Origin of the sequence: uncultured Acidovorax sp. (assembly GCF_964021665.1) — a bacterium.
GTDB lineage: Bacteria > Pseudomonadota > Gammaproteobacteria > Burkholderiales > Burkholderiaceae_C > Acidovorax > Acidovorax temperans.
The window spans coordinates 1-24,082 of record NZ_CAXIAK010000049.1 but is presented as its reverse complement, the minus strand read 5'-3'; the positions used below and the strand labels follow the sequence as shown (position 1 = coordinate 24,082).

The window sequence follows — 24,082 nt, the reverse complement described above, 5'->3', positions numbered from 1 at the left end:
CCAGTGCTAGCTTTTCGTACCGTCACTTATTGCACTGAAAACGAGGAGACCCCTGTATGTGGACCTGTGGGCTGACCGCAGCAAGAGCCCTGCAACCCTGGTGCTGGACGCCGTGCGCGCCACGCTGCAGCAGATGCAGACCCCCGGCTCGGGCCTGCTGCAGCGCTTCAAGGGGCTGAACCTGGGGGCCGTGGGCCTGACCCTGGGCTTTCAGATTGAACACCTGGGCACCCCCGGCGGTGCCACGCTGGCGCAGGCGTTCTCTGAACTGGTGGCCAAAGCCAGGGTGGATGTGGTGCTGATCGTGGACGAGGTGCAGCAAGCGCTGGGCACCGAAGACGGCACCAGCCTGCTGCACGCCCTGAAGGCCGCGCGGGACGCGGTGAACGCCCAACCGGGCACACCAGGGCACTTTCTGTTTTTGGGCACCGGCTCACACAAGTCGCTCATCACCGACATGGCCACGCGCCATTCACAACCCTTCACCGGCGCGCTGACCACAGCGTATGAGCCGCTGGGGCAGGATTTTGTGCAGTGGCAACTGCAGCGCATAGCCAGTGCACCGGGCGTGGTGCTGCCCAGCGCTGCCACGGCCTGGGCAGGGTTTGAGGCGCTGGGCCACCGGCCAGAAGAAATGCTCAAGGCTCTGGTGCAGTTGCAAAGCTCCCCGGCGCCAGCCGACCAGGCGTTCCCTATCATCTGCGCCACGCTGGCATCGGCCGCGGCCGATGTGGAGCTGCGCGCCATCGAAGAATTTGGCGAGTTGGGCCAGGCGGTGTTTGACTTTATTGCCCAAGGCAGCGAAACCGGAGTGTCGGGCCTGTTTGGCGAAGAAGCCATGGCCAGCTACGCGGCCCGCACGGGTGGCAAGGTGCCCACATCGCAGGTGCAAAAGCTGGCCGAAAAAATGATCAGCGCCAACCTGATTGCACGCCCCGGCCACGGCATCTACACCGTGGCCGACCCGTTTGTGCGCAAGGTGTGGCTGGAGCGGCGCAAGCTGTTGCAGCGCTAGGTCGCCACAATTTGCTATTAAATCAATAGCTGTTGGCGCTTTGCCAGCAAGCGCCTAAGCCATTTTTGGCTCAATTCACGGCTTGCGACGGCTGATGAGCAACACCCCCGCCAGCACCAGCCCCGCGCCCATCATTTGCCACACCGACATGGGCTCGGCCAGCAGCCAGTAGCCGAAGAAGATGGTGAGCATGGGCCCCAGCGTGCCGATGAGCGCGGTGCGCGCCGCGCCAATGCGCCGAATGGCCGCCGAGGTCATGAACACCGGCAGCACAGTAGAAAACACCGCCATGCCCACCGCGTGCAGATACACCGGAGCCGGTTGCGCCAGCGCCTGCAGGGGCTGGCTCACGGCAAAGTGCAGCAAGGTGGCAACGGTAGACACCAGCATCGCCAGCGCGGTGAAGCGCGCCGCGCCCAGGCGCCGTATCACGGGCTCGCTGCCCGCCTGGTAGAGGGCGTAAGACACCGAAGAGCCCAGCACAAACGCCGCGCCGATCAGCACGGCCCGCATCTCGCCAGCGATGTGCAAGTCGTGCGCAAACGCCAGGCCAATGCCCGCGTACGACAGAAGCAGGGCACCAATTTCGCGGCGCGACGCGGTTTTGCCCAGAAAGACCACGCCGATCAGGATGGTGAGGGTGGGGTAGGTGAACAGAATCAGCCGCTCCAGGCTGGCGGTGATGTACTGCAAGCCCATGAAGTCCAGAATGCTGGCCCCGTAGTAGCCCAGCAGCCCCAGCGCCGTCACCCAGCCCCATTCGCGCAGGCTGAGCGGGGGCAGGTTGCGGCTGGCCTTCCAGCCCACCCAGGCAAACGCGGGCAGCGAAAACACCATGCGCAGCGCCAGCAGCGTGACCGAATCCACCGGCACGGCCTGCGGCACTGCATAGGCCAGCTTCACAAAAATGGCTTTGAAGGAAAAACCCAGCGCCGCCAGAATGGCGAGGGCAATGCCGAGGCGTTCGGCGGACCAGTGTTTCCAGGGCATCAGTGGGGGCGCAATCCAGAAAGTGCGAGGCGGGCGGTCAGGTACCCGCCTTCATTGAGTGGACGTGATGATGGGGCAAACCCGCAGTCCCCACCCTTGCCCATTTCCACAGCGTGCATTCGCCAAAAGCGAATGGTGCTACCGTGCGTGCCGCATTCGGGCAGGCGGCTCATTCACCCGCTGCAGCCGGTGGAACAGTGGGGCGCAAGGCGCAGATACTTTCCACTTGCTTCAAAAAACATAGCTACCTGCGCTTGTTAGCATTGCGCTGGCGCCCATTTTTGTATAAAACCCAGCCTCCCCATGCGGGTGGCGTTGTTGCCCCCGGCCATTCGATCCATCCATTCGCTTGCACCCGCACTGCACCCTGGCGGGGGCATGACCGTTCCATACCGCTTCCTCTATGCAAGCCCTGCTCAGCGCCATTGCCTCCATGCCCCTGCCCACCGATGCGCAGCGCATCTTCCACGGCCGTGGGGGCCGCTACCCCGGCTGCGAGCAGTGGACGCTGGACGCCTACCCGCCCGTGTTCGTTCTCACCAGCTTTTTGCCAGCCACCGACGAGACCGACGCGCAGTTGGCCGCTATTGGGCAGGCCCTGGCCGAGCGCTGGGCCGTGCTGGCCCCAGGGCAGCCGCTGAACTGGGTCTTCCAGTGCCGTAACGAAGCGCTGCGCACCCAGGGCCGCACCGAAACGCGGCTGATGCAAGGCGAGGTGCCTGACCCGCACGTGGTGACCGAGAACGGCGCGCGCTTCAAAGCCCATGTGCTGCGCGGCCAGAACCATGGTCTATTTCTCGATATGGCCGAAGGCCGCCGCTGGGTGCGCCAGTACGCCGAGGCCCGCAGGCAAGACCGCTACGGCCTCAAGGTGCTCAACCTGTTTGCCTACACCTGCGCGTTTTCGGTCGTGGCATTGCAGGGTGGGGCCAAACAGGTGGTCAACGTGGACATGAGCCACGGCGCCATGGCCATTGGCCAGCAAAACCACCAGCTCAACGGCATCAGCACCGGCGCCAGCTTTCTGGCGCACGACATTTTCAGCAGCTGGGGCAAGATCACCCGCAGCGGGCCGTATGGCCTGGTCATCGTGGACCCACCCAGCTACCAAAAGGGCAGCTTCGTGGCCACCAAAGACTACGCCCGCCTCATGCGCCGCCTGCCCGACTTGCTCGCACCCGGCGGCCACGCACTGCTGTGCCTGAACGCGCCCGAGCTGGGCGTGGACTTTTTGCAAAGCCAGATGCAGGAACTGGCACCCGAGCTGCAGTTTGTGGAACGCGTGGCCAACCCCGCCGTGTTTGCCGATGTGGACGAGGGCAGGGCGCTGAAGGTGCTGGTGTACGCCATGCCCGACCTGCCCCAGCCCAACGCGGCGGGCCCAGCCCCTAGCGGGCCAGCCGCTCTGTAATCTCGGCCCATTCCTCGGGCTCCACCGGCGTGATGGACAGCCGGCTGCCTTTTTGCAGCACCCGCATCTGCGATAGCAGCGGGGTGCTGCGCAACTCGGCCAGACTGATGAGGCGCGTTTTGCGCAGGGCCTGCACATCCAGCAGCAGCCAGCGGGGCGCATCGGCGGGCGATTTGGGGTCGAAGTAGGGGGAGGCGGGGTCGAACTGCGTGGGGTCGGGGCGGGTGCCGCTGGCCACGCGGGCGATGCCGGCAATGCCCGGTTCGGGGCAGCTGGAGTGGTAGAACAGCACGCCGTCGCCCACCTGCATGCCATCGCGCATGAAATTGCGCGCCTGGTAGTTGCGCACGCCCGTCCAGGGTACGGTGGCGTTGGGCGCGGCCAGGGCGTCGTCGATGGAACACTCGTCGGGCTCGGACTTCACGAGCCAGTAGCGGGGCGCTGGGGCAAGGGTGGATGTGGTCATGGGGTCGGCAGCTGGCTTAGCAGGGTTTTGATGCTATTGATTTAATAGCTGGTGGCGCTTATTCCATAAGCGCTATGTGCCATTTTGGCTTGAAAAACGGTGTGGCCGTTAGACTGGGTTCCACAAAAGTCAGCGCACCCGCGTACATACCGCGCGCCGAAACCCGCGCGAACCACAACAACAAACGACGCTTGAGGGAGTCTGTGATGGGTTCATCCGCAGAAAACGGGACTGTGCATGCCCCGCAAGGCCAACCCTGGCTGACGCGCAAGGCCTGGGCAGGCAACCGCATTCGGTCGCACAAGCGCTGGGAGGTCATCATCCTGTGGGGCTTTGCCTTGGCATGGAGCGCTCTGTCCATGCCCCTGGCCTATGTGCAGATTCCCAAGGCTTTGGCACGGGGCGAGACGCTGGTGGCCTGCATCATCGGCGTCATGCTGCTGGTGGCGGTGGGGTTGCTGATCGGCGCCATCCGCACCACGCGCGATGCACGCCGCTTTGGCGATGTGGCGCTGCAGCTAGACCCGTTTCCAGGCAGCATTGGCGGGCACTTTGGCGCCACCACGGTGCTGCCCGTGGCGTATCGGCCGGGGCTGCTGTTTGCCGCCACGCTGGCCTGTCTGCACCACAGCACCCGACGCACCACCGACGCTGACAACGATAACAACACAGAGGTCCGCGAAAACGTGCTGTGGCAAAGCGAGGGCATGGCCCAGGTGCGGCCGCAGGGCGATGGCATTGCGCTGAGCTTTCGGCTGGATGTGCCCGCAGGCCTGCCAGAATCCGAGCCTGCCCACGGCGACCACCACGCCTGGCGCCTGACGCTGGAGAGCCGCAGCGATCCACCGCTGGCATTTGTGCGCCACTTTGACGTGCCCGTTTACGCCACGGGCGAGGCATCGCAACGGCTGGTGGCTGATGCTGTCCAGCACCCGGCAGCAGTGCAGTCGCGCAAATCCCAGCTGGACGAGGTGGTCCACCTGGAGCGTACCCCCGGTGGGGTGGATCTGTATTTGCCCTATGGCCGCACCTGGCAAAAAAACCTGGTCTGGCTGGTGTTTGGCGTGACCTTTGGCGGTTTTGGCCTGCTGGCTGGCCGCCTGGGGGCACCGCTGCTGTTTCCCCTGGTGTTTGGGGGCGTGGGCGGCGCTTTTACCGTGTGGGCCTTTTTTGCGCTGGGCAACAGCCTGAAGGTGCAGTTCAGCCCGCAGGGCCTGCGCACCGATCGGCGCCTCTTGGGTTTCATGTTGGCCTGGCACCAGGTGCCCCGCCGTGATTTGCAGGGGCTGCAGCTGGTGCAAAGCTACACCTCGCAATCGGGCTCGCAGCACACCGTGTGGTACCGGATACGGGTGGCGCTGAAAAGCGGAAAAACCATCACCGTGGCCGACAGCCTGCGCGGCGAGGCGGTGGCAGAGCAGATGCTGCAGCAACTGGCCCAAGCCACCGGGCTGCCCGTACGTTCGGACTGACAGCCATTCATCCTCTCTCCAGCCCCATGTCTCGCACATCCCCACCCGCCACGCCTCTCGCCAGCGCAAATCCTTCTCACGCGGGGGAGGCTTCCTCGCCGCTCAAGCTCGGCCTGGCGGCGCTGTTCATGCTGCCCCTTGTGGTGCTTGGGCTCAGCCTGCTGCTGTTCGGTGTGGGCCCCACGCTGGTGGACTGGGCCCGCGCCCAGCAGTGGCAGGCCACCCCGGCCATCGTTGAATCTGCCGCCACCCTGTGGGAGCCTGGGCAAGAGGGCGCGGCGGCCTACGGGGTGGAGGCGCGCTTTCGCTACACCATGCAGGGCCAGGAGTACCTTGGGCAGCGGGCGTCACTGCACATAGGTAATGGCAACGCCAGTCTGTATTACCAACAACTGGGCGAAAGGCTGGAAGCCGCGCAGCGCACAGGCACACCGGTGCGGGTGTGGGTCAACCCCGCCCAGCCCACCGAGTCGATCGTGGACCGCAGCCTTCGACCTGGGCTGCTGGCCTTGCAGTTGGGGCTGGCCCTGGCGTTTGGGGGCTTTGGCGGCAACCTTTTGGTGCGGATGGGGCGCACGATGTGGGTCCGGCTGCGCGCACTGCCCGCGGGCTAACGCCGGGGTGGTTGCAGCTTGGCCGCCTGGCTGGCCTGGCCCAGTGCAATGCTCTTGTACAGCGCCACCAGCAGGTCCGACTGCGTGACCATGCCCACCACCTTGCGCTGTTCATCCACCACCGGCACATGGGGCAGGGCACGCTGCGAGATCTGGCGAATCAGCTCCGACAAGGGCGTCTGCGGCGTGGCCGTGAAAACGTTGGCGCTCATGATCTGGCCCACCACTTCCGGCTTTTGCGCAAACAGGCCCGGAGTGCGTTTGAGCAGCACCTGAATCCGCGTGGCCAGGTCTTTGGGGGTGGCCTGGTGGTCAATCTGGCGCAAAAAATCAGCCACTGTGACGATGCCGATCACCCGCTCAAACCGGTCCACCACGGGCAGGGATTTGATCTTGTGCTGGCGCAACAGCCTCCAGACCTGGGCCAGCTCGGTGTCGAAGTGGGCGGTGATCACATCGCGCGACATGATGTCGGCGCAGGTCAGTGCCACATGGCGGCCAAAGGCGTGGTCCACCGCCAGGTTGTAGATCTCGACCAGCTCGTCCTCTTGCACGTCCACAAAGGTGTTGAGCGTTTTGACGGCGCTTTCCAGATCCGTGTGGTTCAGCCCCATGCGCTCAATCGGCGGCCGGTCTTGCGTGCGGTGGCTGGGGCCGGGCGGGGTGCTGCTGTGTGGGTAGCGGCGGCGCAGCAGCATGCGGTTGATGAGCAGCGCCACCAGCAGCAGGGTGCCTGCGTTGACGACAATCAGCTCAGCCACCGACACCATGTCGGCGTTGGAATACGGGCCGTTGAGCACCAGCAACAACGCCAGCGCGCCCCCCGGCGGGTGCACGCAATTGAGCCAGGCCATGAGCCAGATGGTCAGCGCCACCGCCAGGGCGGCCGCCAAAATGGGCTGGGTAACCCAGTGCGAGCAGGCCAGGCCCGTGGCGGTGGCAATCAGGTAGCTGCCCAGCAGCGGCCACGGCTGGGCCAGCGGGCTGTGAAACTGCACAAACAAAATGACCACACTGGCCCCCACGGGCGCCAGCAGCCAATGCGCGTCCAGCGGCAAGCTGCGCAGCAGCAACCCACACGCAGCCAGGCACAGCAGTGCACCCAGGCTGGCTTTCCACCGCTCACTGCTCGATAGGGAAAGGGTGTTGCTCAACACCCTGGTGTGGAACCAGGCGTTTATTCTTTTGTGCACTTGAAACGAAGAGCAGAAAGGCTGGAGAAGGGGCGAACAATCGCCGCCGTGGCGCACCAGATTGGGGCGGGCGCACATGGTACCGCTCAGGCCGCGCCATCGCGGCAGTAGGGTTTCCGTCGCCCGCGCGGCAGATTTGCTATCTTATTGATAGCTTGCTGCGCTTGTCAGTAAAGCGCTGGAGGCCCTAAAGACCTAATTTTCTAGCGGCTGCAGCGGCCGAGGCCGACGCTTGCCGGTGCCGCCCCAGCGCAGCGCGTCGTCGCCTGGAATGCCCAGCGGGTTGTTGGCGGGCTCGGACAGCGGCGCCAGCAGGGCGTGCAGGTCGGCCTCGCTGAACTTCACCGCGCCCTCGGCATCGTGGCCCAGCACGCCATGCGCCAGCGCGGCCTTGCGCTCCTGCAGTTCCAGCATGCGTTCTTCAATGCTGCCTTCCACCACCAGTTTGTAGACGAACACAGGCTGTTCTTGACCGATGCGATGGGCGCGGGCGGTGGCCTGCTCTTCCACCGCGGGGTTCCACCAGGGGTCGAGGTGGATCACGGTGTCGGCGGCCGTCAGGTTCAGCCCCACACCGCCTGCTTTGAGGCTGGCCAGCAAAATGGGCGCGCTGGTTTCGTCCTGTGCCTGAAAGCGCTTCACCACGGCCCCACGCTCTCGCGGCGGCGTCTGGCCAGTGAGCGTGAGGTAGGGCAGGACCAGGGTGTCGAGCATCTCGGCCGTCAGCGCCAGCATTTCGGTGAACTGCGAGAACACCAGCACGCGGCGGCCTTCATCGACCAGGGCGGGCAACAGGTCGGCCAACAGTTCAAGCTTGGCGCGCTCCATGGTGTGGGCGGTCTTCGTAGTTCCTTTGACCAATCTGGGGTCGCAGCAGACCTGGCGCAGCTTGAGAAGGGCGTCGAGGATGGCGATTTGCGAGCCTTCAAAGCCTTGCCGCTCCAGCGCGCGGCGCACCTGCTTGTCGGCGGTGGTACGCACAGCTTCGTACAGCTCGCGCTGCCTGCCCTGCAGCTGCACGCGCAGGATGGTTTCGGTGCGCGGCGGCAGCTCGGTGGCCACGTCCTGCTTGCGGCGGCGCAATATGAAGGGGCGCACGCGCTGTGACAGCAGCTGGGCGCGCAGGGTTTCGCCGTTTTCCTCGATGGGCTTGCGCCAGCGGGCGTTGAAGCTGCGCACATCGCCCAGAAAGCCGGGCATCAAGAAGTCAAACTGCGCCCACAGCTCGCCCAGGTGGTTTTCGAGCGGCGTGCCGGTCAGGCACAGCAGGTGCGGTGCCTGCAGCTTGCGCAGAGCGCGGGCACTGCGGCTGCCGGCGTTTTTCACCATCTGCGCCTCGTCCAGGATCAGCAAATGAAAGGGCTGCGCGGCCAGCGCGTCCACGTCGCGCCACAGCAAGGGGTAGGTGGTGAGCACCAGGTCGTGCTGGCCAATGTGCGGGTAGCGCTGGGCGCGGCCAGGGCCGTGCAGCGCCAGCACCCGCAGGCCGGGCGCCATGCGCGCAGCCTCGGCCTGCCAGTTGAAGAGCAGCGAGGTGGGCAGCACCACCAGCGCGGGGCGGGTGAGCCGGCCCGCTTCCTTCTCGGTCAGCACGTGGGCCAGGGCCTGTGCGGTTTTGCCCAGGCCCATGTCGTCGGCCAATATGCCGCCCAGGCCCTGGGCGCGCAGGTATTGCAGCCAGGCCAGCCCTTCGAGCTGGTACGGGCGCAGCTGCACCTGCAGCCCCTGCGGCGCGGCCACCGGCTGGGGCGTGCCGATAGAGCGCAGGCGCTTGGCGAGCTGCGCCAAGCCCACGTCGCCTTGCAACTGCCAATCGTTGTTCCAGCCGTTCACCGTGCCCACGCGGTGGGCCAACACCAGCCCAGCGCGCAGGGCCTCGATGCGGCGGGCCTCCCACGCGCCCAAGTGCAGCGGATCGCCATCCTTGCGCTGGTTACGGGTCGGGTCGGTCAGCAGGTCCACCATGGCGCCCACGATGGCCTTGAGCGGCCCGGCGGGCGCGTCGATGCGTTTGCCGCCGGGTGCGCGCAGCGAAATGATGGCGATATCGTCGATGGCGGCCATCTGCTGCGCGTTGAGCCAGCGGGCATCGCGCCGCAGCAGGTCGGCCAGCATGGGGGCCAGGTCCAGCGTTTGCCCATCGATCTCGATGCCCAGGCTGAGCAGCCAGGCGCCTTCGCGCTCAGGCAGCATGAGCTTTTGCACAGGGCGCTCGCGCTCGGCTAATGGGCCATCCACCTCCTTGCCCAGCAGCTCGCCAGTGTCGGGGGCAATGTGCAGCTTCCAGCGCTGCACGGGTACGCTTTCGTGCGCAAAGCCGGGGCACACCACCACGCTCCAGCCTTCGGCGCGCAGCTGTGGCACCACGTCGGCCCAGAAGTCGCCGAAATGCGCCTCCTGCGCCAGCGTCCACACCGGGCCCAGGCTGCTGGCGGCGGCGCGGTGGCGCCACTGCAGCTTGCTGGCGTCCACAGGCATCAGGCCCAGGTCCCACACGCGGTCCATGGCGTCGGCCTCGGCCGGCAAGTTGCGCTGCATGCGCAGCACGGGGCCACCGGTGTCGAACAATTCCTGCACCGGGGCAGGGCGGGCGCCCAGGATGGACGGGGGAGCGGGCGTGTGCCAGGTGGCGCCACTGTCGGTGCGGTACGTCCAGTCGATCTGCACCAGCGTCACGCTGTCGCCCCGCGGCCCCAGCTTGCCCTGGGGTTGCATGCCCAGCAAGCCATCGCCACGGCCCAGGGTCATCAAAGTCAGCCGGGGGCGGAACTGGCCTGGGGCTACTTCTGAGGAAGCGGCACCGCCCGGGTGCGCTGCCGCAGGGGCCTCCGCACCCCGCATCAACGCCATCACCTGCGCGGCTTCGCTGTCCGTCAGCGGGGCCATGACCCGCAACTGGGTGGCGTTGGCTCCATCGCGCAGCGCCTGCACCCACGACTGAACCACCGCCGCCCGATCAGCGCCCGGGGGTGGCATCGGTCCGCACGCGCGTGTGTCCCCAATCCAGCCGACCGCCTGCAGACCAGCCGGTGTCGCTTTGCAAAGGCACCCATTTCAGCCCAAAGCCCAGGCCCCGGTAGGTGGTGGCGGGCTCGTACTGCCTGTCTTTGGCACGGCCCAGCACAGCTTCCATCTCCAGACCTGGAAGAACGCCTGCGCCCACCACCAGATCCACGCCCCGGGTCTTGTCGTCACGGAACGCAACGGCTTCCAGCTTCATCGTGCCCTGAGCAAGGGTGCCCGCGTCATCCGTGTGCATGGGCGACTCGGCCGCAGCGGGCACGGCGCAATTCAACCCGGCCAGGGCAATGCACCACGCGATTGCTGGGAATGTTTTGAAATGAGGGAGGGGAGGGGTCATAGGGCGCTCAAACGTAGAGCGCCCATTTTGCAACGACCGGGATAGCGCGAAAACCAAGGCGGCCCGCAAGCCGCCTGTAACTGCTTATTTGATGTCGTCCACCTGGCCGACCTGGGTGCCAGCCGCAGGCGTGACCCGGCGGGCGCCATCAAAGCGGCGCTGCCAGTAGCTTTGGCGCATGTCTTCCACGCGCACTTCTGAGCCACTGCGGGGGGAATGGATGAACTTGCCGTCGCCCACATAGATGCCTACGTGGCTGAAGGTGCGGCGCATGGTGTTGAAAAAAACCAGGTCGCCCGGCTGCAGTTCTTTCTTGTCGATCACTTGGGTGGAAGCCGCTTGCTGGTCTGCACGGCGGGGCAAGACCAAACCCACGGTTTGCTGATAGATCGCCCGGACAAAGCCGCTGCAATCAAAACCGGTTTCTGCGCTATTGCCACCGCGCTTGTAGGGCACGCCCAAAAAGCCCATGGCGTTGACCACCAAGTCGCCCGCACGGCCGGCAACGGTCTGAGCCTTGTCTGCCACCTTGTGGCTCACGTCTTCGAGTCGTGTGAGAAGCCCTTTGTCCGCGAGCAAGCGGTCCATATCGTCAGAATTGGTGCCTTGGGGGGCAGCGTGCGCTGCGGTTGCGCAGGCAAGGATAAGGATGCATAACCATTTGGACATGGGGGCGAAGGGTAACACGATATGGTCATTTATCAAAAATAATCGGTCTTACAAGCTGTTGATTTCATTCAGATAAACCGGTGGTTCCAGCCTTTTCCCAGGCAACTGCCGCTTGACACATGCGCGCCATGCGCACGCTGTACCGCGCTGGTGCCGGATGGAACGCATGGCCGGGGAATCCAAGGAGGTGGAAGGCATGGATTGGAGATCAAATCGGCCGGTAGCGCCAGTGCACAAAGCGCTGGTAGCTCTATTTTTGATAGTAACGAGCGTACAGACCGGCGCCCATGCCCAAGATGCGGCCGTCCCTGCGCCAGCGGTGTCGCTGGTGCCGGTCGCCACCGGTCTGGTGCATCCCTGGGCGGTGGCCTTTTTGCCCGGCGGGCAGTTTTTGGTGACTGAGCGCCCGGGGCGCCTGCGCGTGGTCAGCGCAGCGGGGCAGGTGGGGCCTGCGCTGGCAGGGGTGCCGCCGGTGGCAGCGGGCGGGCAGGGCGGTCTGCTGGACGTGGTGACCGACAAGGATGTTGCCCGCACCCGCCGTATCTATTTCTGTTTTGCCGAGCCTGCAGCGGGTGGCGCGGCGGGCAACAGCACGGCGGTGGCGCGCGCCACCTTGTCGGCAGATGCCAGCAGCCTGCAGGACGTGCGCGTCATCTTCAGCCAGCGGCCCAAGGTGGAGAGCGCGCTGCACTTTGGCTGCCGCATTGCCCAGGCCAGTGACGGCAACCTCTTTGTATCGTTGGGCGAGCGCTACCACCGCAAGGACGACGCCCAAAAGCTCGACAACCACCATGGTAAGGTCATCCGCATCACCCCAGACGGAGCAGCGCCGCCCGACAACCCCTACGTGAAACAGCCTGGCGCATTGCCCGAGATCTGGAGCTATGGCCACCGCAACCCCCAGGGCGCCACCATGGGCCCCGACGGCAAGCTGTGGATGCACGAGCATGGCCCGCAGGGCGGCGACGAAATCAATCTGCCACAGCCAGGGCGTAACTACGGCTGGCCTGTGATCACCTACGGTGAGAACTATGGCGGCGGCAAGATGGGCGAAGGCACAGCCCGCGCGGGCATGGAGCAGCCGCTGCACCAGTGGACACCGTCCATCGCCCCCTCGGGCATGGCGTTTCTGACCAGCACGCGCTACGGCACGGCGTGGCAGGGCAGCCTGTTTGTCGGGTCGCTCAAGTTTGGCACCCTGCACCGCCTGGAGGTGGCGGGTGGCAAGGTGCAGCGCGAGGAAAAGCTGCTGCAAGGCAATGGCGAGCGCATTCGCGATGTGCGGCAGGGCCCCGATGGCCTTCTTTATATGGTGACCGATAGCCCGCAGGGCCGGTTGCTGCGCCTGCAGCCCCTGTGAGCGGGGTCAGAATCTTGATGCAGATCGCGCGCCGCTGCTGGCCGACTGGATCGTGCAGCAGCGCCCCGGCGCGCTGCTGGTGGGCCCCGACGGCGAATCTGCCCAATGGGTGGCCCAGGCAGCCGCGCGCCACGGCCTGGAGCACGCCGTGTGCACCAAGGAGCGCCACGGCGACCGCAGCGTCACCATCCACCTGCCACCCGTGGCCGTGCAGGGCAGGGCGGTGGCGCTGCTCGACGACATGGCCAGCACCGGCGACACCCTGGCCCAGGCGGCGCGGCTGCTGCTGCAGGACGGTGCTGCCTCGGTGGACGTGGCGGTGACGCACGCGCTGATCGACGCAGAGGCCCTGGCCGCGCTGCACGCGGCAGGGGCGGGAGAGTTCTGGAGCACGGATTGCGTGGCGCACCCTACGAACGCGGTGGCGATGGCGGTGGCGCTGGCGCGGGGGGGGGGCAGTTGTGGGGCTCGAGGGCTGATATTCCCGGTTGCATGTGTTTGCCCGACTGAATATGTAGCACTGTCGGCCATGGTCCAGCAGCCGGTTTTCTGGTGGCCGGCTTGTGTGACACGACGGTTTGCAGCAGCCGACTCGTTCCAACTGCTGGTCAATTTTTGGCGAGCGACCGCTTGGGCAAGCATCGGGGGGTGCCAAAACTCCAAATTCATCGGCCCGATTTCACCCAACCCTTTGGGCAATTGCCTTGCCGGGCGGTCTGCGGCGTTACGGCGCTTGTGGATAGCCGAGCTGTACGCAGCGCCCCGTGCCTTGCATCCCAACCCAGCAAAGGACTCGTGCAACTCCAAAAAGACTTTGAACCAAGGCTCTTGGAAGATTTAGCGTGGCCCACAAGGGGCTCTCAGTCATGCAGATGCTCGGCTACAAACTGGCGAAAAATTCCCATGGCAGGCGCTTCAGTACGGTCGGCCAGGGTAACGAACGCAAAGCGTGCGCCCTCATTCAACGCCGGAGTGATGGGCAACTCCACCAAGCTACCATTGGCGATGGCTTCACGCGCGGGGCTGATGAGGCCGAGGAACACCGCGTCACTGCCGTGTACCGCGTGTAGCAAACTGTTGATATCGTTGCAGCGCAGGGTCACCGCGACCTGGGGGTCAGCTGCGGGCCCATAGCGGGTGATCAGAAGACGTGCCAACTCCGGATTGAGTGAAGTCGACGCTAACGGATAGCGTTGGAGGTGTGCAAATGTAATGGGGGTGTTGAGTTTGGCAAGGGGGTGACCCGCGCGACAGATGAAACCACCGCGCATTTGGCCCAAATCTTCGATCAACAGGTCATCAGCTGGCGTGACGCTGCGTAGATCCACAACCAGTGCGTCGAATCCACGTTCGCGCAAGCGGTTGGTCTGCAACTCGGGGGGGCCTGATTCGAGGCTGACCTGCACTCTTGGATGCATGCAGGCCATGTAACGCAGAAAGGGCTGCATCAGCAGTGCAGTAGGCCCCGCGCCGAGCCCAATGCGAATGACCCCCAAGTAGCCATCTTGCAATAGCTGTGCGCTGCGCTTTAGCTCAACGGCATCCAGCACCATGCGGCGCGCCCGGCTTGCAACGGTCTGGCCGAACGGCGTCAACTCGTTGCGCTTGCCCATTCGGTCGATCAGACGTGCTCCGAAATCGTCTTCGAGGGTCTGGATGCTGCGACTCAGGGCGGACTGGGTGATGTGGCAACGTTCCGCGGCGCGGCTGAACGAACCGGTGTCCGCCACAGCCAGCAGGTACTCCAGATGGCGCAGGTTCATTTCGTTTGTCGCATGAGTTTTTTGAATGCATTCCGAATAAATTATGCATTAGCCGCATTTGATCATGATTCATATGATTTCGCACGCTGTCGTCCAGGGCAGCAGCAATCATCCGGAGACAAATTCATGGGCGTTCAAAATTCCAGTATGGGCGACGTCGCGTTGCCGCCCACATCCCAGCGCGTATCGAACAATTCAACTGCCGCGAAGAGCAAGGTGCAGCCCCGCGTCGTGGCTGCAACAGTGGCGGGCAACGCGCTGGAGTTCTTTGATTTCACCACCTACGCGTTCTTCGCGGTGTATATCGGCCAGACCTTCTTTCCTGCTGACGAGCCGCTGGTCACAGTGATGCTGTCGGTAGCGGTCTTTGGCGTTGGCTTCATCACGCGCCCTTTGGGCGGGCTGCTGATCGGCGCTTTTGCCGATCGTGCAGGACGCAAGCCGGCCATGCTGTTGACCATTGCGCTCATCACGGTCGGCACGATCGGCATGGCGCTCACCCCCTCGTACGCAAGCATCGGATTGGCGGCACCCATCATCGTCATTGCCTGTCGGCTGGTGCAGGGGCTGGCACTGGGCGGCGAGGTCGGGCCGTCTACGACGTATCTGATCGAGATCGCACCCCAGGGCCGGCGCGGCCTGTATGGCAGCTGGCAGCTTGCCAGCCAGGGCATAGCCTCGCTGGCGGCTGGCGTCGTCGGCATTGTGCTCACGCTGGCGCTAAGCAAGGAGCAGATGCTGGCGTGGGGTTGGCGTATCCCTTTCTTGCTCGGTCTGGCATTGATCCCCATTGCCGTCTTTCTGCGCCGCCACATGCCCGAGAGCCTCGAGCAGCCCACGCATAGCGGACCCATCAAGAGCCCGCTGGCCGATATCCGGCACCATCTGCGACCGATCATGCTGGCGCTCATGGTCATCCTGGGTGTGACGATCTCGACCTATGCGGCGATCTACATGACCACTTATGCCGTGACCACGCTCAAGCTCTCCGCGACGATCGCCATGTCGGCGACCATCGTATTCGGCGTGGCGACCTGGGCGGGTGCGCTGCTGGGGGGCTGGCTGTCAGATCTGTATGGGCGCAAACCTGTGATGCTCTGGGCTCGCGTAGCGTTGTTTGTTCTGGTCTATCCGGCTTACATGCTGCTCATCGACCATACCAGCGTTGCCACTCTGGCACTGGCGACTGCGCTGCTGGCATTGCTCACGGGCATTGGTGGCGCGCCAACGCTGGTGGCCATCCCGGAGCTGTTCCCTGGTCATGTACGCGCGCTCGGGCTGTCGATTGCCTATGCCTTTGGTGTGGCGCTGTTTGGCGGCACCGCGCAACTGGTGATCACCTGGCTGATCAAGGTGACCAACAACCCGGCGGCGCCAGCGCTCTACGTACTTGTCACCAGCTTGATCGCCATCGTCGGCATTCTGCTCATGCGCGAAACCGGCGGTGACAAGGAACTACAGAAATGATCACCAGGCGAATTTTTGCGGACTGTGAGTTCATAGCATGACTGTTCAAGACACCTTGCAGGCGGTACGCGCACACGAAGACGAATTCATCGCTTTGCGCCGTGATATCCATCAGCACCCCGAGCTGCCATTCGAAGAGCTGCGCACCAGTGATTTGGTGGCTGCTCGACTGCGGGACTGGGGTTACCACGTTGAGCGCGGCCTGGGCGGAACCGGTGTGGTCGGGCAACTCAAGCGTGGCGACGGCACGCGCACGCTGGGCCTGCGTGCGGACATGGATGCACTGCCGATCCAGGAAGCCACGGGTCTGCAGTACGCAAGTCGCAACCAGGGCGTCATGCACGCCTGCGGCCACGACGGACATACGGCCATGCTGCTGGCGGCAGCCAAGGTGCTGGCAGAGCAGGGTGACTTCTCAGGGACACTCAACCTGATCTTCCAGCCCGCGGAGGAATACGGCACCAGCGACTGTGGCGCCGTACGCATGATCAACGACGGCCTGTTCGACAAATACCCATGTGACGCTATCTTCAGCATGCACAACATGCCCGGCTGGCCACAGGGGCACTTGATCTTTCGCGAAGGCCCAATGATGGCCTCCTCAGACAAGGTCTACATCACGCTGGTAGGCCACGGTGGTCACGGTGCTGTGCCGCACAAGACAGCCGATCCGGTGGTGGCGGCGGCCAGCCTGGTGATGGCGTTGCAGACCGTGGTCTCGCGCAACGTCGATCCACTGCAAACAGCGGTGGTTACTGTGGGGGTGCTGCAATCCGGGCGCGCCAATAACGTCATCCCCGACAGCGCACATCTCGAGCTGAGCGTGCGCGCGCTCGATTCTGAGGTGCGCAGCCTGCTGCAGCAGCGCATTACCGAAATCGCCCACGCTCAGGCGCAGAGCTTTGGCGTCAAGGCTGAAATCGACTATCGGCGCGGCTACGCGGCACTGGTCAACAGCAAGGACGAAACCGACTTCGCCCGCCAGATTGGCAGCGAATTGGTTGGTGCCGAGCGCGTCGTGCTGCAGGCCCCGCCTCTCACCGGCAGCGAAGATTTCGCTTTCATGCTGGAGAAGTGCCCCGGCAGCTACCTATTGATCGGAAACGGGGATGGCGACAAGCTGGGCGCCTGCATGGTGCACAACCCGGGATACGACTTCAACGACGCCAACCTGGCCATTGGCGCTGCATACTGGACGCTGCTGGCGCGGCGTTATCTGGTTTGAACGATGGACCGCGCCGCTTTGGAAACGCTCCAGGGCTTTCTGGTAGGGCTCGACGCGCGCATGAAGCGCGCGCACAAACGCGGCCAGGTGGCGCACTACATTCCGCAACTGGCCAGCGTTGATGTGCATCAGTTCGGGATCAGTGTGTGCCTGGCCAGTGGTGAGCAGCTGAGCGCGGGCGACGCTGCGACGCCGTTTTCGATCCAGAGCATCTCAAAGGTCTTCTCGCTGGCGATCGCATTGGGCCGTCACGGCGACCGGCTCTGGAAGCGGGTGGGCAAGGAACCATCTAACTACACCTTCAACTCGGTCATTGAGCTTGAGCAGGAAGGCGGCAAACCGCGCAATCCTTTCGTCAATGCGGGTGCACTGGTCACCACCGACGCCATGCTTGATGCGCCTGACGCGGGCGGCGGACTCGACGAACTGATGGATTTCGTTCGCACGGCGGCTGGAGATGACCGGATCTCGATTGATGAACAGGTTGCCGCCTCGGAATACCGCACGGCCTACCGCAACTTCTCCCTGGCGTACTTTCTACGCTCGTGCGGCAATCTGCACACCGAATGCGAACGGCTGCTGCAGATTTACTGTCGCCAATGCGCGATCGCGATGAACTGCCAGCAATTGGCCAGCGTCGGCCGGTTCCTGGCCGGTTTCGACTCCGCAGCCCACCTGCTGAACCCAGCTCAGGCACGCAGCATCAACGCCTTGATGCTGGTAGCGGGGCACTATGATGGTTCAGGCGACTTCGCCTATTCGGTCGGCTTCCCCGGCAAGAGTGGCGTTGGAGGCGGCATTCTTGCCGTCGTTCCGGGACATGCATCGATCGCGGTCTGGTCTCCTGGCCTGAATGCGTTTGGCAATTCACTGCTCGGCACGCGCGCGCTGCAAGAGTTGTCAGAGTTCACCGGCTGGTCGGTGTTCTGACGTGCAGACTTTATCGTTTGCCTCGACATGAACAGCCCCGGATTTTGAGCAGGCTGGCTGGTTTGAATGAAGGTCGGTGAGACTGCCTCGCTGGCCCATTGCCGCCAGACTGCTTTGAGTGCTGGCATGGTCGGCTCAGCCTCAGCAAGGCAATCCCAGCAGCTCTGCGATCACTTTACACTCCAGCTTGGCAAGGTACTCCTGAATCAAGGGAGGCCCGGCGCGATCGGCCCATGATGTGTTGTCCTTCGCGTCATCCCGCGTGGTCATGACGACCGCCGCTCCGGGGTCCGTCGCGGTAAAAGCCTTGTTCAGAGCCAAGGGTTGCATGAAGCTACCTCCCATGCTCCTGCCAGGCAAGCGCGCTGGGGCCTGCCCGCAAAGTTCAAGATACGCCTGCTGGTGCAAAGCCCCCGGCGCTGCGCTACGGCTGCGACAATCCGGCCCTTGCAACCACAAGAGAGAAAGACCCTGCCATGCTGCTTGACGCTGACGAATCACAACTTGTGCTGGTGGACTACCAGGCACGCTTGATGCCCGCCATCCACGATGGCTCGGCCGTTCTGGCCAATGCCCGCTTGCTGGCCCGCGTGGCGCGTACGCTGGGCGTACCGGTGTGGGGCACCGAGCAAAATCCGTCGCGTCTGGGGGCCAACGATGCCGACTTGCGCGCGCTCTGCGATCGCACCCTGGCAAAAATGCACTTCAGCGCTGCGGAAGAAGGTTTGGGCGAATGGCTGCGCCCACCCGCCCAGCCCCAGCAGGGCGGCAATGCCCGCAGCCTGCCCAAGCACCTGCAAAAGCCAGCGCAACAGGCCCCAGAGCGCGGCACGATTGTGATTGCCGGATGCGAAGCCCATGTCTGCCTGTTGCAAACAGCGCTGGACTTGATGGAAGACGAGTTTGAAGTGTGGGTGGTGACCGATGCCTGCGGTTCACGCACCGAGCGCAACCGCGATGCCGCATTTGACCGGCTGGCTGGCGCCGGCGCAGAACTCGTCACGACCGAAATGGTGGCCTTTGAATGGCTACGCACTTGCGAGCACCCTGACTTCAAGGAAGTGCTGGGCTTGGTGAAGTAACTCCACCAAAAAATATTTCAATAAAAATAGCTGCTGGCGCCTATCTGGAAAGCGCCAGCAGCTATTATTTTGAGAGCAATTGGCAAGAGGGCCAGCACCTTGCCAATGCGCTTGGTGGCCAGGGTCAGGTCAGCGCAAGCCAGCGCCTGCAGCGCCCTCGGCCCGCTGAATCAATTCGATTTTGTACCCGTCTGGATCCGTGACAAAGGCAATCACGGTAGTGCCGCCTTTGACGGGGCCTGCCTCGCGCGTGACGTTGCCGCCAGCGGCCTTGATCTTTTCGCAGGCGGCATACGCGTCAGGCACGCCCAGTGCGATATGACCATAGGCGTTGCCGTGGTCGTAGCTTTCCACGCCCCAGTTGTAGGTCAGTTCAATTTCTGCCTGGCCAGGGTTGCCCCCCTCAAAGCCCAAAAACGCCAGCGAATACTTGTATTCGGGGTTTTCAGACTGGCGCAGCAGTTGCATGCCCAGCACCTTGGTGTAGAAGTCGATAGAGCGTTGAAGGTTGCCAACGCGCAGCATGGTGTGAAGGAATCTCATGCCTTCGATTGTGCCGGCAAGTCAAAAACCAAGCAGGTGGTGGTGGCATGCGCGTACAGCGTGCCATCCGGCCCCGCCAGGCGCGCTTCGGCCGTGGCCAGCTGGCGCCCGCAGTGGATCACGCGGCCTTCGGCGCGCACGCGCTGCACCTTGGGCGTGATGGCCTTGACCAGGTTGATGCCCAGCTCGGCTGTGGTGTAGCCGCGGCCCGGTTCCATGCGCGTGTGCACAGCGCAACCCAGTGCTGAATCGAGCAGCGTGGCAAACCAGCCGCCATGCACCGTGCCCATGGGGTTCAGGTGCTCTGGGCGGGGCGTGCCCTGGAAAACGGCCTTGCCATCGTCCACCTCCACGATCAGGAAGTCCAGCGTCTTGGCAATGGCCGCGTAGGGCAGTTCGCCCCGCAGCATGGCTTGCATTTGCTGCAGGCCATTCAGGTGGGCGATCTGCTCGCGGGTGGCGACGCCCGGGCCAGGGCCTACGTCCAACGCGGCCAGGACCTCGCGCTCCTGCGCCAGCCAGTGTTCAAGGTGGTTGTGTTGGGTCATGGGGTGTCCGGATTGTGGGTGGGGCCAAAACTTATTAATTGCATATGCAATTATTGCAGATACAATTAAATCCATGCAAGCCGACTCATCCACCCAGGCCTCCGTGCTGCCGCAGGGCTGCACCAACTTTAAGCTGCGCCAGCTGATGCGCCGCGTAGCCAACCACTACGACGCCGAAATGGCGAAGTGCGGGATCAAGACCACGCAGTACTCGCTGCTGTCGCATGTGCTCAAGCTGGGCCCGATTCGCCCGGGTGACCTGGCCACAGAGATGAAGATGGACGCCTCGACGCTCACGCGCAACCTGCGCCCGCTGGTGGATGCCGGTTGGGTGACGCTAAAGGCAGGCACGGACGCACGCAGCCGCCTGGTGCACATCACCGACGCAGGCCGCGACAAGCGCGCGGAAGCACAACGCCACTGGAAGGCAGCGCAACTGGCACTGAACGAAACGCTGGGTGTGGAACGCGTGCTGGCCTTACACGCACTGGTGGACGACTCGCTCGATTTGCTGGCGGCGCTGCCAGCGCAGGAGGCAGGGCATGACGAATAACACGACACCTCAAGCCGCAGCCAGGGCCGCCACGCCGCTGGCCCTGTGGCTGGTGTTGCTGGCCGCAGCAGGCGCCTTTGCGATGACGATGGGTACACGCCAGACCATGGGCCTGTTCCTGTCCGCGCTCAACACCTCCACCGGTCTGGGCATTGGCAGCATCAGCCTGGCGTTTGCATTTGGCCAGCTGTAGTGGGGCCTGACCCAGCCGTTTGCCGGGGCCGTGGCCGACCGCATCGGCACGGGCCGCGTCATCCTGCTGGGCGTGGCGCTGGTGGCGCTGGGCACCTTCATCACGCCGTACATGACCACCACGGCCGGGCTGATCTTTGCGATTGGCGTGCTGGCCGCAGGTGGCGCGGGCATGGCGGGGCCGTCGGTGCTGATGGCGGCCACTGCGCGGCTGGTGCCGCTGCAAAAGCGCGGGCTGGCCAGCGGCATCGTCAACGCGGGTGGCTCGTTCGGGCAGTTTGTGATGGCACCCATCGCCATCAGCCTGACTGCCGCCGTAGGCTGGGCCAGCGCCCTGCAGTGGCTGGGCGTGCTGGTGCTGCTGGCACTGCCTGCAGTGTGGGTGCTCAAGGGCAACTCCAATGCGCTGGCAGCGCAGGCTGCGGCAGCCTCCGGCCAGAAGACATTGACCGCGCGCGAGGCCATTGCCCAGGCACTGGCCACACCCAGCTACCGGTACCTGGCGGCGGGTTTCTTGGTTTGCGGCTTTCATGTGGCGTTTTTGGCTACGCACTTGCCTGGCGTGATTGCAGCGTGCGGGCTGGCGCCCGAAGTAGGGGGCTGGTCGCTGGCGGTGATCGGGCTGTTCAACATTGTGGGCAGCCTGGGCATGGGCTGGGCAGTAGGGCGCTGGCGCATGAAGTCGCTGCTGTCACTGCTGTATACGGTGCGTGGCCTGGCGGTGCTGATCTTCCTGTTTGCCCCCAAAACGCCCGCCTTGGTGCTGATCTTCGCCGCCGTCATGGGCATCACCTTCCTGTCCACCGTGCCCCCCACGGCCGGGCTGGTCGCCAAGATGTTTGGCACGGCCAACATGGCCATGTTGTTCGGCATCGTGATGCTTTCGCACCAGGTGGGCGGCTTTCTGGGTGCCTACCTGGGCGGCAGCGTGTTCCAGGCCACCGGCAGCTATGACTGGGTCTGGTACATGGACATCGTGCTGGCCCTGGGTGCAGCGCTGGTCAACCTGCCGATCCGTGAAGCACACCTGGCGCGGCCTGCCGCCACGGCCGCGTGAACCCAAAACCTCGCACCAAGAAAGCCATCGACATGACGCAGACCCCGGCCAGCCACGCCTCGACGACCACCCAGCCCCCGATCTACTTGGAAGACCTGACCGTGGGCGACCAGTTCACCAGCGGCGAACACGCCATGGACGAGGCGCAGATCACCAGCTTTGCCGCGCAGTTCGACCCGCAGCCCTTTCACCTGGACGACGCTGCGGCCCGCGATTCCCTGTTTGGCGGTCTGGCAGCCAGTGGCTGGCACACGGCCGCAATCACCATGCGTTTGCAAGTGACGAGCGGTTTGCCCATCGCCGGCGGCATCATCGGAGCAGGTGGCGAGCTGAGCTGGCCACGGCCCACCCGCGCTTCAGACGTGCTGCATGTGGTGAGCGAGGTGATGGAGGTCACGCCATCGCGCTCCAAACCCGACCGGGGCATGGTCTCCGTGCGCAGCGAAACACGTAACCAGCATGGCGATGTGTTGCAGGTGGCCACCGTGCGCATCGTGGTGCCGCGCAGGCCCGGCGCCAGCAAAGCAGCCCCCGCATGACTGCCACGCTCGACCCGCGCACCCGGCTCCTGCTGGAAGCCCCCATTGCGCCCACGCTGCTGCGCCTGGGCGCACCCAATGTACTGGTGATGCTGGCCCAGGCTGGCGTTGGCCTGATGGAAACCTACTTTGTTGGCAAGCTGGGCACCGATGCGCTGGCCGGCATGGCACTGGTGTTCCCGGCTGTGATGCTGATGCAAATGACATCGGCGGGTGCCATGGGTGGAGGCATTGCTTCTGCCATCGCCCGGGCCTTGGGCGCCCGGCGGCGCGATGATGCCGATGCGCTGGTACTGCACGCGCTGTTGATTGCTGCGGTGTTTGCATTGGCTTTCATGGTCACGGTGGTTGCGGGAGGGCGCTGGCTTTACACCCGCATGGGCGGCAGTGGCGGGGCGCTGGATGCGGCAATGGTCTATTCAAACTGGGTGTTTGGTGGCGCGCTGCTGGTCTGGCTGTTCAACACGCTGTCGGCCGTGATCCGTGGAGCCGGCAATATGGCCTTGCCCGCCTATGTGACGGTAGCGGGAGCCGTGTTGCTGCTACCGCTGTCTCCGCTACTGATCTTTGGGTGGGGCCCGTTACCGGGCCTTGGCATCGCCGGGGGCGCCATTGCGCTGCTGCTGTATTACCTGGCAAGCAGTGCGGTGTTGGCTGCTTACCTCTGGTCGTCGCGCAGTTTGCTGCGGCCATCGCTGCGCGGTCTGCAGTTACGGTGGGCACTGTTTGCAGACATTTTGCGTGTGGGCTTGGTGGGCACGGTGTCCACCGTGGCCACCAACCTGGCCATCGGAATCACCACAGCCTTGGTGGGTGCATACGGCACTGCGGCGATTGCAGGGTATGGCACCGCATCACGGCTGGAGTATCTGCTGGTGCCGCTGGTGTTTGGCCTGGGCGCACCCCTGGTGGCTATGGTTGGCACCTGCATCGGCGCCGGTCAGCGCGAACGCGCCTTGCGCGCCACCTGGATCGGGGCGGCGATTGCATTCGCGATGACCGAGGCCATTGGTCTTTGGGCTGCGGCGTATCCGGCAGCCTGGCTGTCGCTGTTCAATACGGAGCCCGCCATGATCGAAGCAGGTTCACAGTATCTGCGCATCGTTGGGCCCTGGTACGGTTTCTTTGGTCTGGGCCTGGTGCTGTACTTTGCTTCGCAAGGGGCAGGACGCTTGCTGTGGCCGGTGCTTGGCAACATCGCACGCCTGGTGGTAGCCGTGGCCGGAGGTTGGTTGGCTCTGCACGGCGGCTACGCCATTGCAGGCGTGTTCGCTGCCCAGGCCGCCGCCATGGTGGTGTACGGCATCGCCAACGCCTGGACCATTGCCGGTGGCGCGTGGTTTGGCCCTGTGGGCTGGCCCCGGGGCATGGCAGCGTTGCTCAGGCGTCTGCCGCAGGGTTGAAACAGGTATGAGGCTGGCTGCTAGGGCGCTCGGAAAGTGTGTGCTGGTAGCTGTTCGCAAAGCCCATAAGATACGCTGCACGTACAGGTTTCAATCGACCGCGCTGGCTTACGGTATGACGATACCTAGAGCATCAGCGGAAGTTATGTGACTAGTGTGGTGTCTCAAAAATATATAGAACTATTTTGACCGGTGTTGGTCGAATCAGCTTCCTTATAGGAGACTACGC

22 protein-coding genes and 2 pseudogenes are annotated in these 24,082 nt (G+C 64.3%); 14 read left to right on the top strand and 10 right to left on the bottom strand.

Annotated features, from left to right (window positions below; translation table 11 throughout):
• Positions 1 to 58 precede the first annotated feature (58 nt).
• Positions 59 to 1,015 (top strand): ATP-binding protein, encoded by a 957-nt coding sequence (locus tag AADJ04_RS11560; RefSeq protein ID WP_341239705.1) that lies wholly within the window; start codon positions 59 to 61, stop codon positions 1,013 to 1,015.
• Positions 1,016 to 1,090: 75 nt separating this feature from the next.
• Here the strand turns inward: AADJ04_RS11560 and AADJ04_RS11555 are convergent, their stop codons facing one another.
• Entirely contained in the window at positions 1,091 to 2,005 is a 915-nt protein-coding gene (locus AADJ04_RS11555) for a DMT family transporter (protein ID WP_341239704.1), read from the bottom strand.
• Between the two features lie 403 nt (positions 2,006 to 2,408).
• Here AADJ04_RS11555 and AADJ04_RS11550 point away from each other — a divergent pair, with 403 nt between their 5' ends.
• The gene (locus tag AADJ04_RS11550) at positions 2,409 to 3,416 is read left to right on the top strand and encodes a class I SAM-dependent methyltransferase (RefSeq protein WP_341239703.1); all 1,008 of its coding nucleotides are present in this window, start codon (positions 2,409 to 2,411) and stop codon (positions 3,414 to 3,416) included.
• Here AADJ04_RS11550 and AADJ04_RS11545 read toward each other — a convergent pair.
• Complete coding sequence (locus AADJ04_RS11545; RefSeq protein ID WP_341239702.1) at positions 3,394 to 3,882, bottom strand: EVE domain-containing protein; 489 nt, start codon at positions 3,880 to 3,882, stop codon at positions 3,394 to 3,396. The genes AADJ04_RS11550 and AADJ04_RS11545 overlap by 23 nt on opposite strands.
• A 206-nt stretch (positions 3,883 to 4,088) precedes the next feature.
• On the opposite strand from AADJ04_RS11545, the gene AADJ04_RS11540 reads away from it, so the two are divergent.
• A complete protein-coding gene (locus AADJ04_RS11540) occupies positions 4,089 to 5,354 on the top strand; it encodes a hypothetical protein (RefSeq protein ID WP_341239701.1) in 1,266 nt (421 codons plus the stop codon).
• 26 nt (positions 5,355 to 5,380) lie between these two features.
• Complete coding sequence (locus tag AADJ04_RS11535) at positions 5,381 to 5,968, top strand: DUF3592 domain-containing protein (protein WP_341239700.1); 588 nt, start codon at positions 5,381 to 5,383, stop codon at positions 5,966 to 5,968.
• Here AADJ04_RS11535 and AADJ04_RS11530 read toward each other — a convergent pair.
• The 4 genes from AADJ04_RS11530 to AADJ04_RS11515 all read right to left on the bottom strand — a co-directional run bounded on the left by AADJ04_RS11530 (position 5,965) and on the right by AADJ04_RS11515 (position 11,191).
• Positions 5,965 to 7,122, bottom strand: a complete 1,158-nt coding sequence (locus tag AADJ04_RS11530) for an HPP family protein (RefSeq protein WP_341239699.1) — start codon at positions 7,120 to 7,122, stop codon at positions 5,965 to 5,967. The two genes, AADJ04_RS11535 and AADJ04_RS11530, sit on opposite strands and share 4 nt — an antisense overlap.
• A 234-nt stretch (positions 7,123 to 7,356) precedes the next feature.
• Complete coding sequence (locus tag AADJ04_RS11525) at positions 7,357 to 10,137, bottom strand: DEAD/DEAH box helicase (protein WP_341239698.1); 2,781 nt, start codon at positions 10,135 to 10,137, stop codon at positions 7,357 to 7,359.
• A complete protein-coding gene (locus tag AADJ04_RS11520) occupies positions 10,118 to 10,522 on the bottom strand; it encodes a hypothetical protein (RefSeq protein ID WP_207375158.1) in 405 nt (134 codons plus the stop codon). Before AADJ04_RS11520 ends, AADJ04_RS11525 begins: the two co-directional genes overlap by 20 nt.
• 84 nt (positions 10,523 to 10,606) lie before the next feature.
• Positions 10,607 to 11,191: a C40 family peptidase gene (locus tag AADJ04_RS11515; protein ID WP_066697450.1), complete on the bottom strand. Its 585-nt coding sequence runs from the start codon at positions 11,189 to 11,191 to the stop codon at positions 10,607 to 10,609.
• A 166-nt stretch (positions 11,192 to 11,357) separates the two neighbouring features.
• Between AADJ04_RS11515 and AADJ04_RS11510 the strand changes: the two genes are divergently transcribed.
• Together AADJ04_RS11510 and AADJ04_RS11505 are read left to right on the top strand one after the other, a co-directional pair.
• A complete protein-coding gene (locus AADJ04_RS11510) occupies positions 11,358 to 12,551 on the top strand; it encodes a PQQ-dependent sugar dehydrogenase (protein WP_341239697.1) in 1,194 nt (397 codons plus the stop codon).
• 28 nt (positions 12,552 to 12,579) lie between these two features.
• A pseudogene (locus tag AADJ04_RS11505) lies at positions 12,580 to 13,061 on the top strand (phosphoribosyltransferase family protein); the annotation flags it as partial.
• A gap of 350 nt (positions 13,062 to 13,411) precedes the next feature.
• On the opposite strand, the gene AADJ04_RS11500 reads toward AADJ04_RS11505, so the two are convergent.
• Complete coding sequence (locus AADJ04_RS11500) at positions 13,412 to 14,314, bottom strand: LysR family transcriptional regulator (protein ID WP_341239696.1); 903 nt, start codon at positions 14,312 to 14,314, stop codon at positions 13,412 to 13,414.
• A 126-nt stretch (positions 14,315 to 14,440) separates the two neighbouring features.
• Here AADJ04_RS11500 and AADJ04_RS11495 point away from each other — a divergent pair, with 126 nt between their 5' ends.
• The 3 genes from AADJ04_RS11495 to AADJ04_RS11485 are packed head-to-tail and all read left to right on the top strand — an operon-like array spanning position 14,441 to position 17,936.
• Positions 14,441 to 15,781, top strand: coding sequence for an MFS transporter (locus tag AADJ04_RS11495; RefSeq protein ID WP_341239695.1), 1,341 nt, complete (start codon positions 14,441 to 14,443; stop codon positions 15,779 to 15,781).
• Between the two features lie 37 nt (positions 15,782 to 15,818).
• The gene (locus AADJ04_RS11490) at positions 15,819 to 17,006 is read left to right on the top strand and encodes a M20 aminoacylase family protein (protein ID WP_341239694.1); all 1,188 of its coding nucleotides are present in this window, start codon (positions 15,819 to 15,821) and stop codon (positions 17,004 to 17,006) included.
• A gap of 3 nt (positions 17,007 to 17,009) precedes the next feature.
• A complete protein-coding gene (locus tag AADJ04_RS11485) occupies positions 17,010 to 17,936 on the top strand; it encodes a glutaminase (protein WP_341239693.1) in 927 nt (308 codons plus the stop codon).
• 141 nt (positions 17,937 to 18,077) lie between these two features.
• On the opposite strand, the gene AADJ04_RS11480 is transcribed toward AADJ04_RS11485, so the two are convergent.
• Positions 18,078 to 18,266, bottom strand: a complete 189-nt coding sequence (locus AADJ04_RS11480; RefSeq protein ID WP_156445286.1) for a hypothetical protein — start codon at positions 18,264 to 18,266, stop codon at positions 18,078 to 18,080.
• 146 nt (positions 18,267 to 18,412) lie between these two features.
• On the opposite strand from AADJ04_RS11480, the gene AADJ04_RS11475 reads away from it, so the two are divergent.
• Positions 18,413 to 19,018 carry an isochorismatase family protein gene (locus AADJ04_RS11475; RefSeq protein WP_044394668.1) on the top strand — a complete coding sequence of 202 codons (606 nt, stop codon included), beginning with the start codon at positions 18,413 to 18,415 and terminating at the stop codon, positions 19,016 to 19,018.
• A gap of 129 nt (positions 19,019 to 19,147) precedes the next feature.
• Here AADJ04_RS11475 and gloA read toward each other — a convergent pair whose 3' ends face one another.
• Together gloA and AADJ04_RS11465 are read right to left on the bottom strand one after the other, a co-directional pair.
• Positions 19,148 to 19,561 carry a lactoylglutathione lyase gene (gene gloA / locus AADJ04_RS11470; RefSeq protein WP_066695315.1) on the bottom strand — a complete coding sequence of 138 codons (414 nt, stop codon included), beginning with the start codon at positions 19,559 to 19,561 and terminating at the stop codon, positions 19,148 to 19,150.
• Complete coding sequence (locus tag AADJ04_RS11465) at positions 19,558 to 20,109, bottom strand: PaaI family thioesterase (RefSeq protein ID WP_341239692.1); 552 nt, start codon at positions 20,107 to 20,109, stop codon at positions 19,558 to 19,560. The genes gloA and AADJ04_RS11465 overlap by 4 nt, the downstream gene beginning before the upstream one ends.
• 73 nt (positions 20,110 to 20,182) lie before the next feature.
• On the opposite strand from AADJ04_RS11465, the gene AADJ04_RS11460 reads away from it, so the two are divergent.
• The 4 genes and pseudogenes from AADJ04_RS11460 (at position 20,183) to AADJ04_RS11445 (ending at position 23,853) form a co-directional block, all read left to right on the top strand.
• On the top strand, positions 20,183 to 20,662 hold the full coding sequence (locus tag AADJ04_RS11460; RefSeq protein WP_341239691.1) for a MarR family winged helix-turn-helix transcriptional regulator: 480 nt from the start codon (positions 20,183 to 20,185) through the stop codon (positions 20,660 to 20,662).
• A pseudogene (locus tag AADJ04_RS11455) lies at positions 20,652 to 21,911 on the top strand (MFS transporter). The gene AADJ04_RS11460 and the pseudogene AADJ04_RS11455 overlap by 11 nt, the downstream one beginning before the upstream one ends.
• Positions 21,912 to 21,943: 32 nt before the next feature.
• A complete protein-coding gene (locus tag AADJ04_RS11450; protein WP_341239706.1) occupies positions 21,944 to 22,450 on the top strand; it encodes a MaoC family dehydratase in 507 nt (168 codons plus the stop codon).
• Entirely contained in the window at positions 22,447 to 23,853 is a 1,407-nt protein-coding gene (locus AADJ04_RS11445; RefSeq protein WP_341239690.1) for an MATE family efflux transporter, read from the top strand. The genes AADJ04_RS11450 and AADJ04_RS11445 overlap by 4 nt, the downstream gene beginning before the upstream one ends.
• Positions 23,854 to 24,082 lie beyond the last annotated feature (229 nt).

Bases quoted from the DNA above. Each gene is read 5' to 3' on its own strand.
- AADJ04_RS11555 (WP_341239704.1), bottom strand. From the start codon at position 2,005: ATGCCCTGGAAACACTGGTCCGCCGAACGCCTCGGCATTGCCCTCGCC.
- AADJ04_RS11550 (WP_341239703.1), top strand. From the start codon at position 2,409: ATGCAAGCCCTGCTCAGCGCCATTGCCTCCATGCCCCTGCCCACCGAT.
- AADJ04_RS11545 (WP_341239702.1), bottom strand. From the start codon at position 3,882: ATGACCACATCCACCCTTGCCCCAGCGCCCCGCTACTGGCTCGTGAAG.
- AADJ04_RS11540 (WP_341239701.1), top strand. From the start codon at position 4,089: ATGGGTTCATCCGCAGAAAACGGGACTGTGCATGCCCCGCAAGGCCAA.
- AADJ04_RS11535 (WP_341239700.1), top strand. From the start codon at position 5,381: ATGTCTCGCACATCCCCACCCGCCACGCCTCTCGCCAGCGCAAATCCT.
- AADJ04_RS11525 (WP_341239698.1), bottom strand. From the start codon at position 10,137: ATGCCACCCCCGGGCGCTGATCGGGCGGCGGTGGTTCAGTCGTGGGTG.
- AADJ04_RS11520 (WP_207375158.1), bottom strand. From the start codon at position 10,522: ATGACCCCTCCCCTCCCTCATTTCAAAACATTCCCAGCAATCGCGTGG.
- AADJ04_RS11515 (WP_066697450.1), bottom strand. From the start codon at position 11,191: ATGTCCAAATGGTTATGCATCCTTATCCTTGCCTGCGCAACCGCAGCG.
- AADJ04_RS11510 (WP_341239697.1), top strand. From the start codon at position 11,358: ATGGCCGGGGAATCCAAGGAGGTGGAAGGCATGGATTGGAGATCAAAT.
- AADJ04_RS11500 (WP_341239696.1), bottom strand. From the start codon at position 14,314: ATGAACCTGCGCCATCTGGAGTACCTGCTGGCTGTGGCGGACACCGGT.
- AADJ04_RS11495 (WP_341239695.1), top strand. From the start codon at position 14,441: ATGGGCGTTCAAAATTCCAGTATGGGCGACGTCGCGTTGCCGCCCACA.
- AADJ04_RS11490 (WP_341239694.1), top strand. From the start codon at position 15,819: ATGACTGTTCAAGACACCTTGCAGGCGGTACGCGCACACGAAGACGAA.
- AADJ04_RS11485 (WP_341239693.1), top strand. From the start codon at position 17,010: ATGGACCGCGCCGCTTTGGAAACGCTCCAGGGCTTTCTGGTAGGGCTC.
- AADJ04_RS11480 (WP_156445286.1), bottom strand. From the start codon at position 18,266: ATGCAACCCTTGGCTCTGAACAAGGCTTTTACCGCGACGGACCCCGGA.
- AADJ04_RS11475 (WP_044394668.1), top strand. From the start codon at position 18,413: ATGCTGCTTGACGCTGACGAATCACAACTTGTGCTGGTGGACTACCAG.
- gloA (WP_066695315.1), bottom strand. From the start codon at position 19,561: ATGAGATTCCTTCACACCATGCTGCGCGTTGGCAACCTTCAACGCTCT.
- AADJ04_RS11465 (WP_341239692.1), bottom strand. From the start codon at position 20,109: ATGACCCAACACAACCACCTTGAACACTGGCTGGCGCAGGAGCGCGAG.
- AADJ04_RS11460 (WP_341239691.1), top strand. From the start codon at position 20,183: ATGCAAGCCGACTCATCCACCCAGGCCTCCGTGCTGCCGCAGGGCTGC.
- AADJ04_RS11450 (WP_341239706.1), top strand. From the start codon at position 21,944: ATGACGCAGACCCCGGCCAGCCACGCCTCGACGACCACCCAGCCCCCG.
- AADJ04_RS11445 (WP_341239690.1), top strand. From the start codon at position 22,447: ATGACTGCCACGCTCGACCCGCGCACCCGGCTCCTGCTGGAAGCCCCC.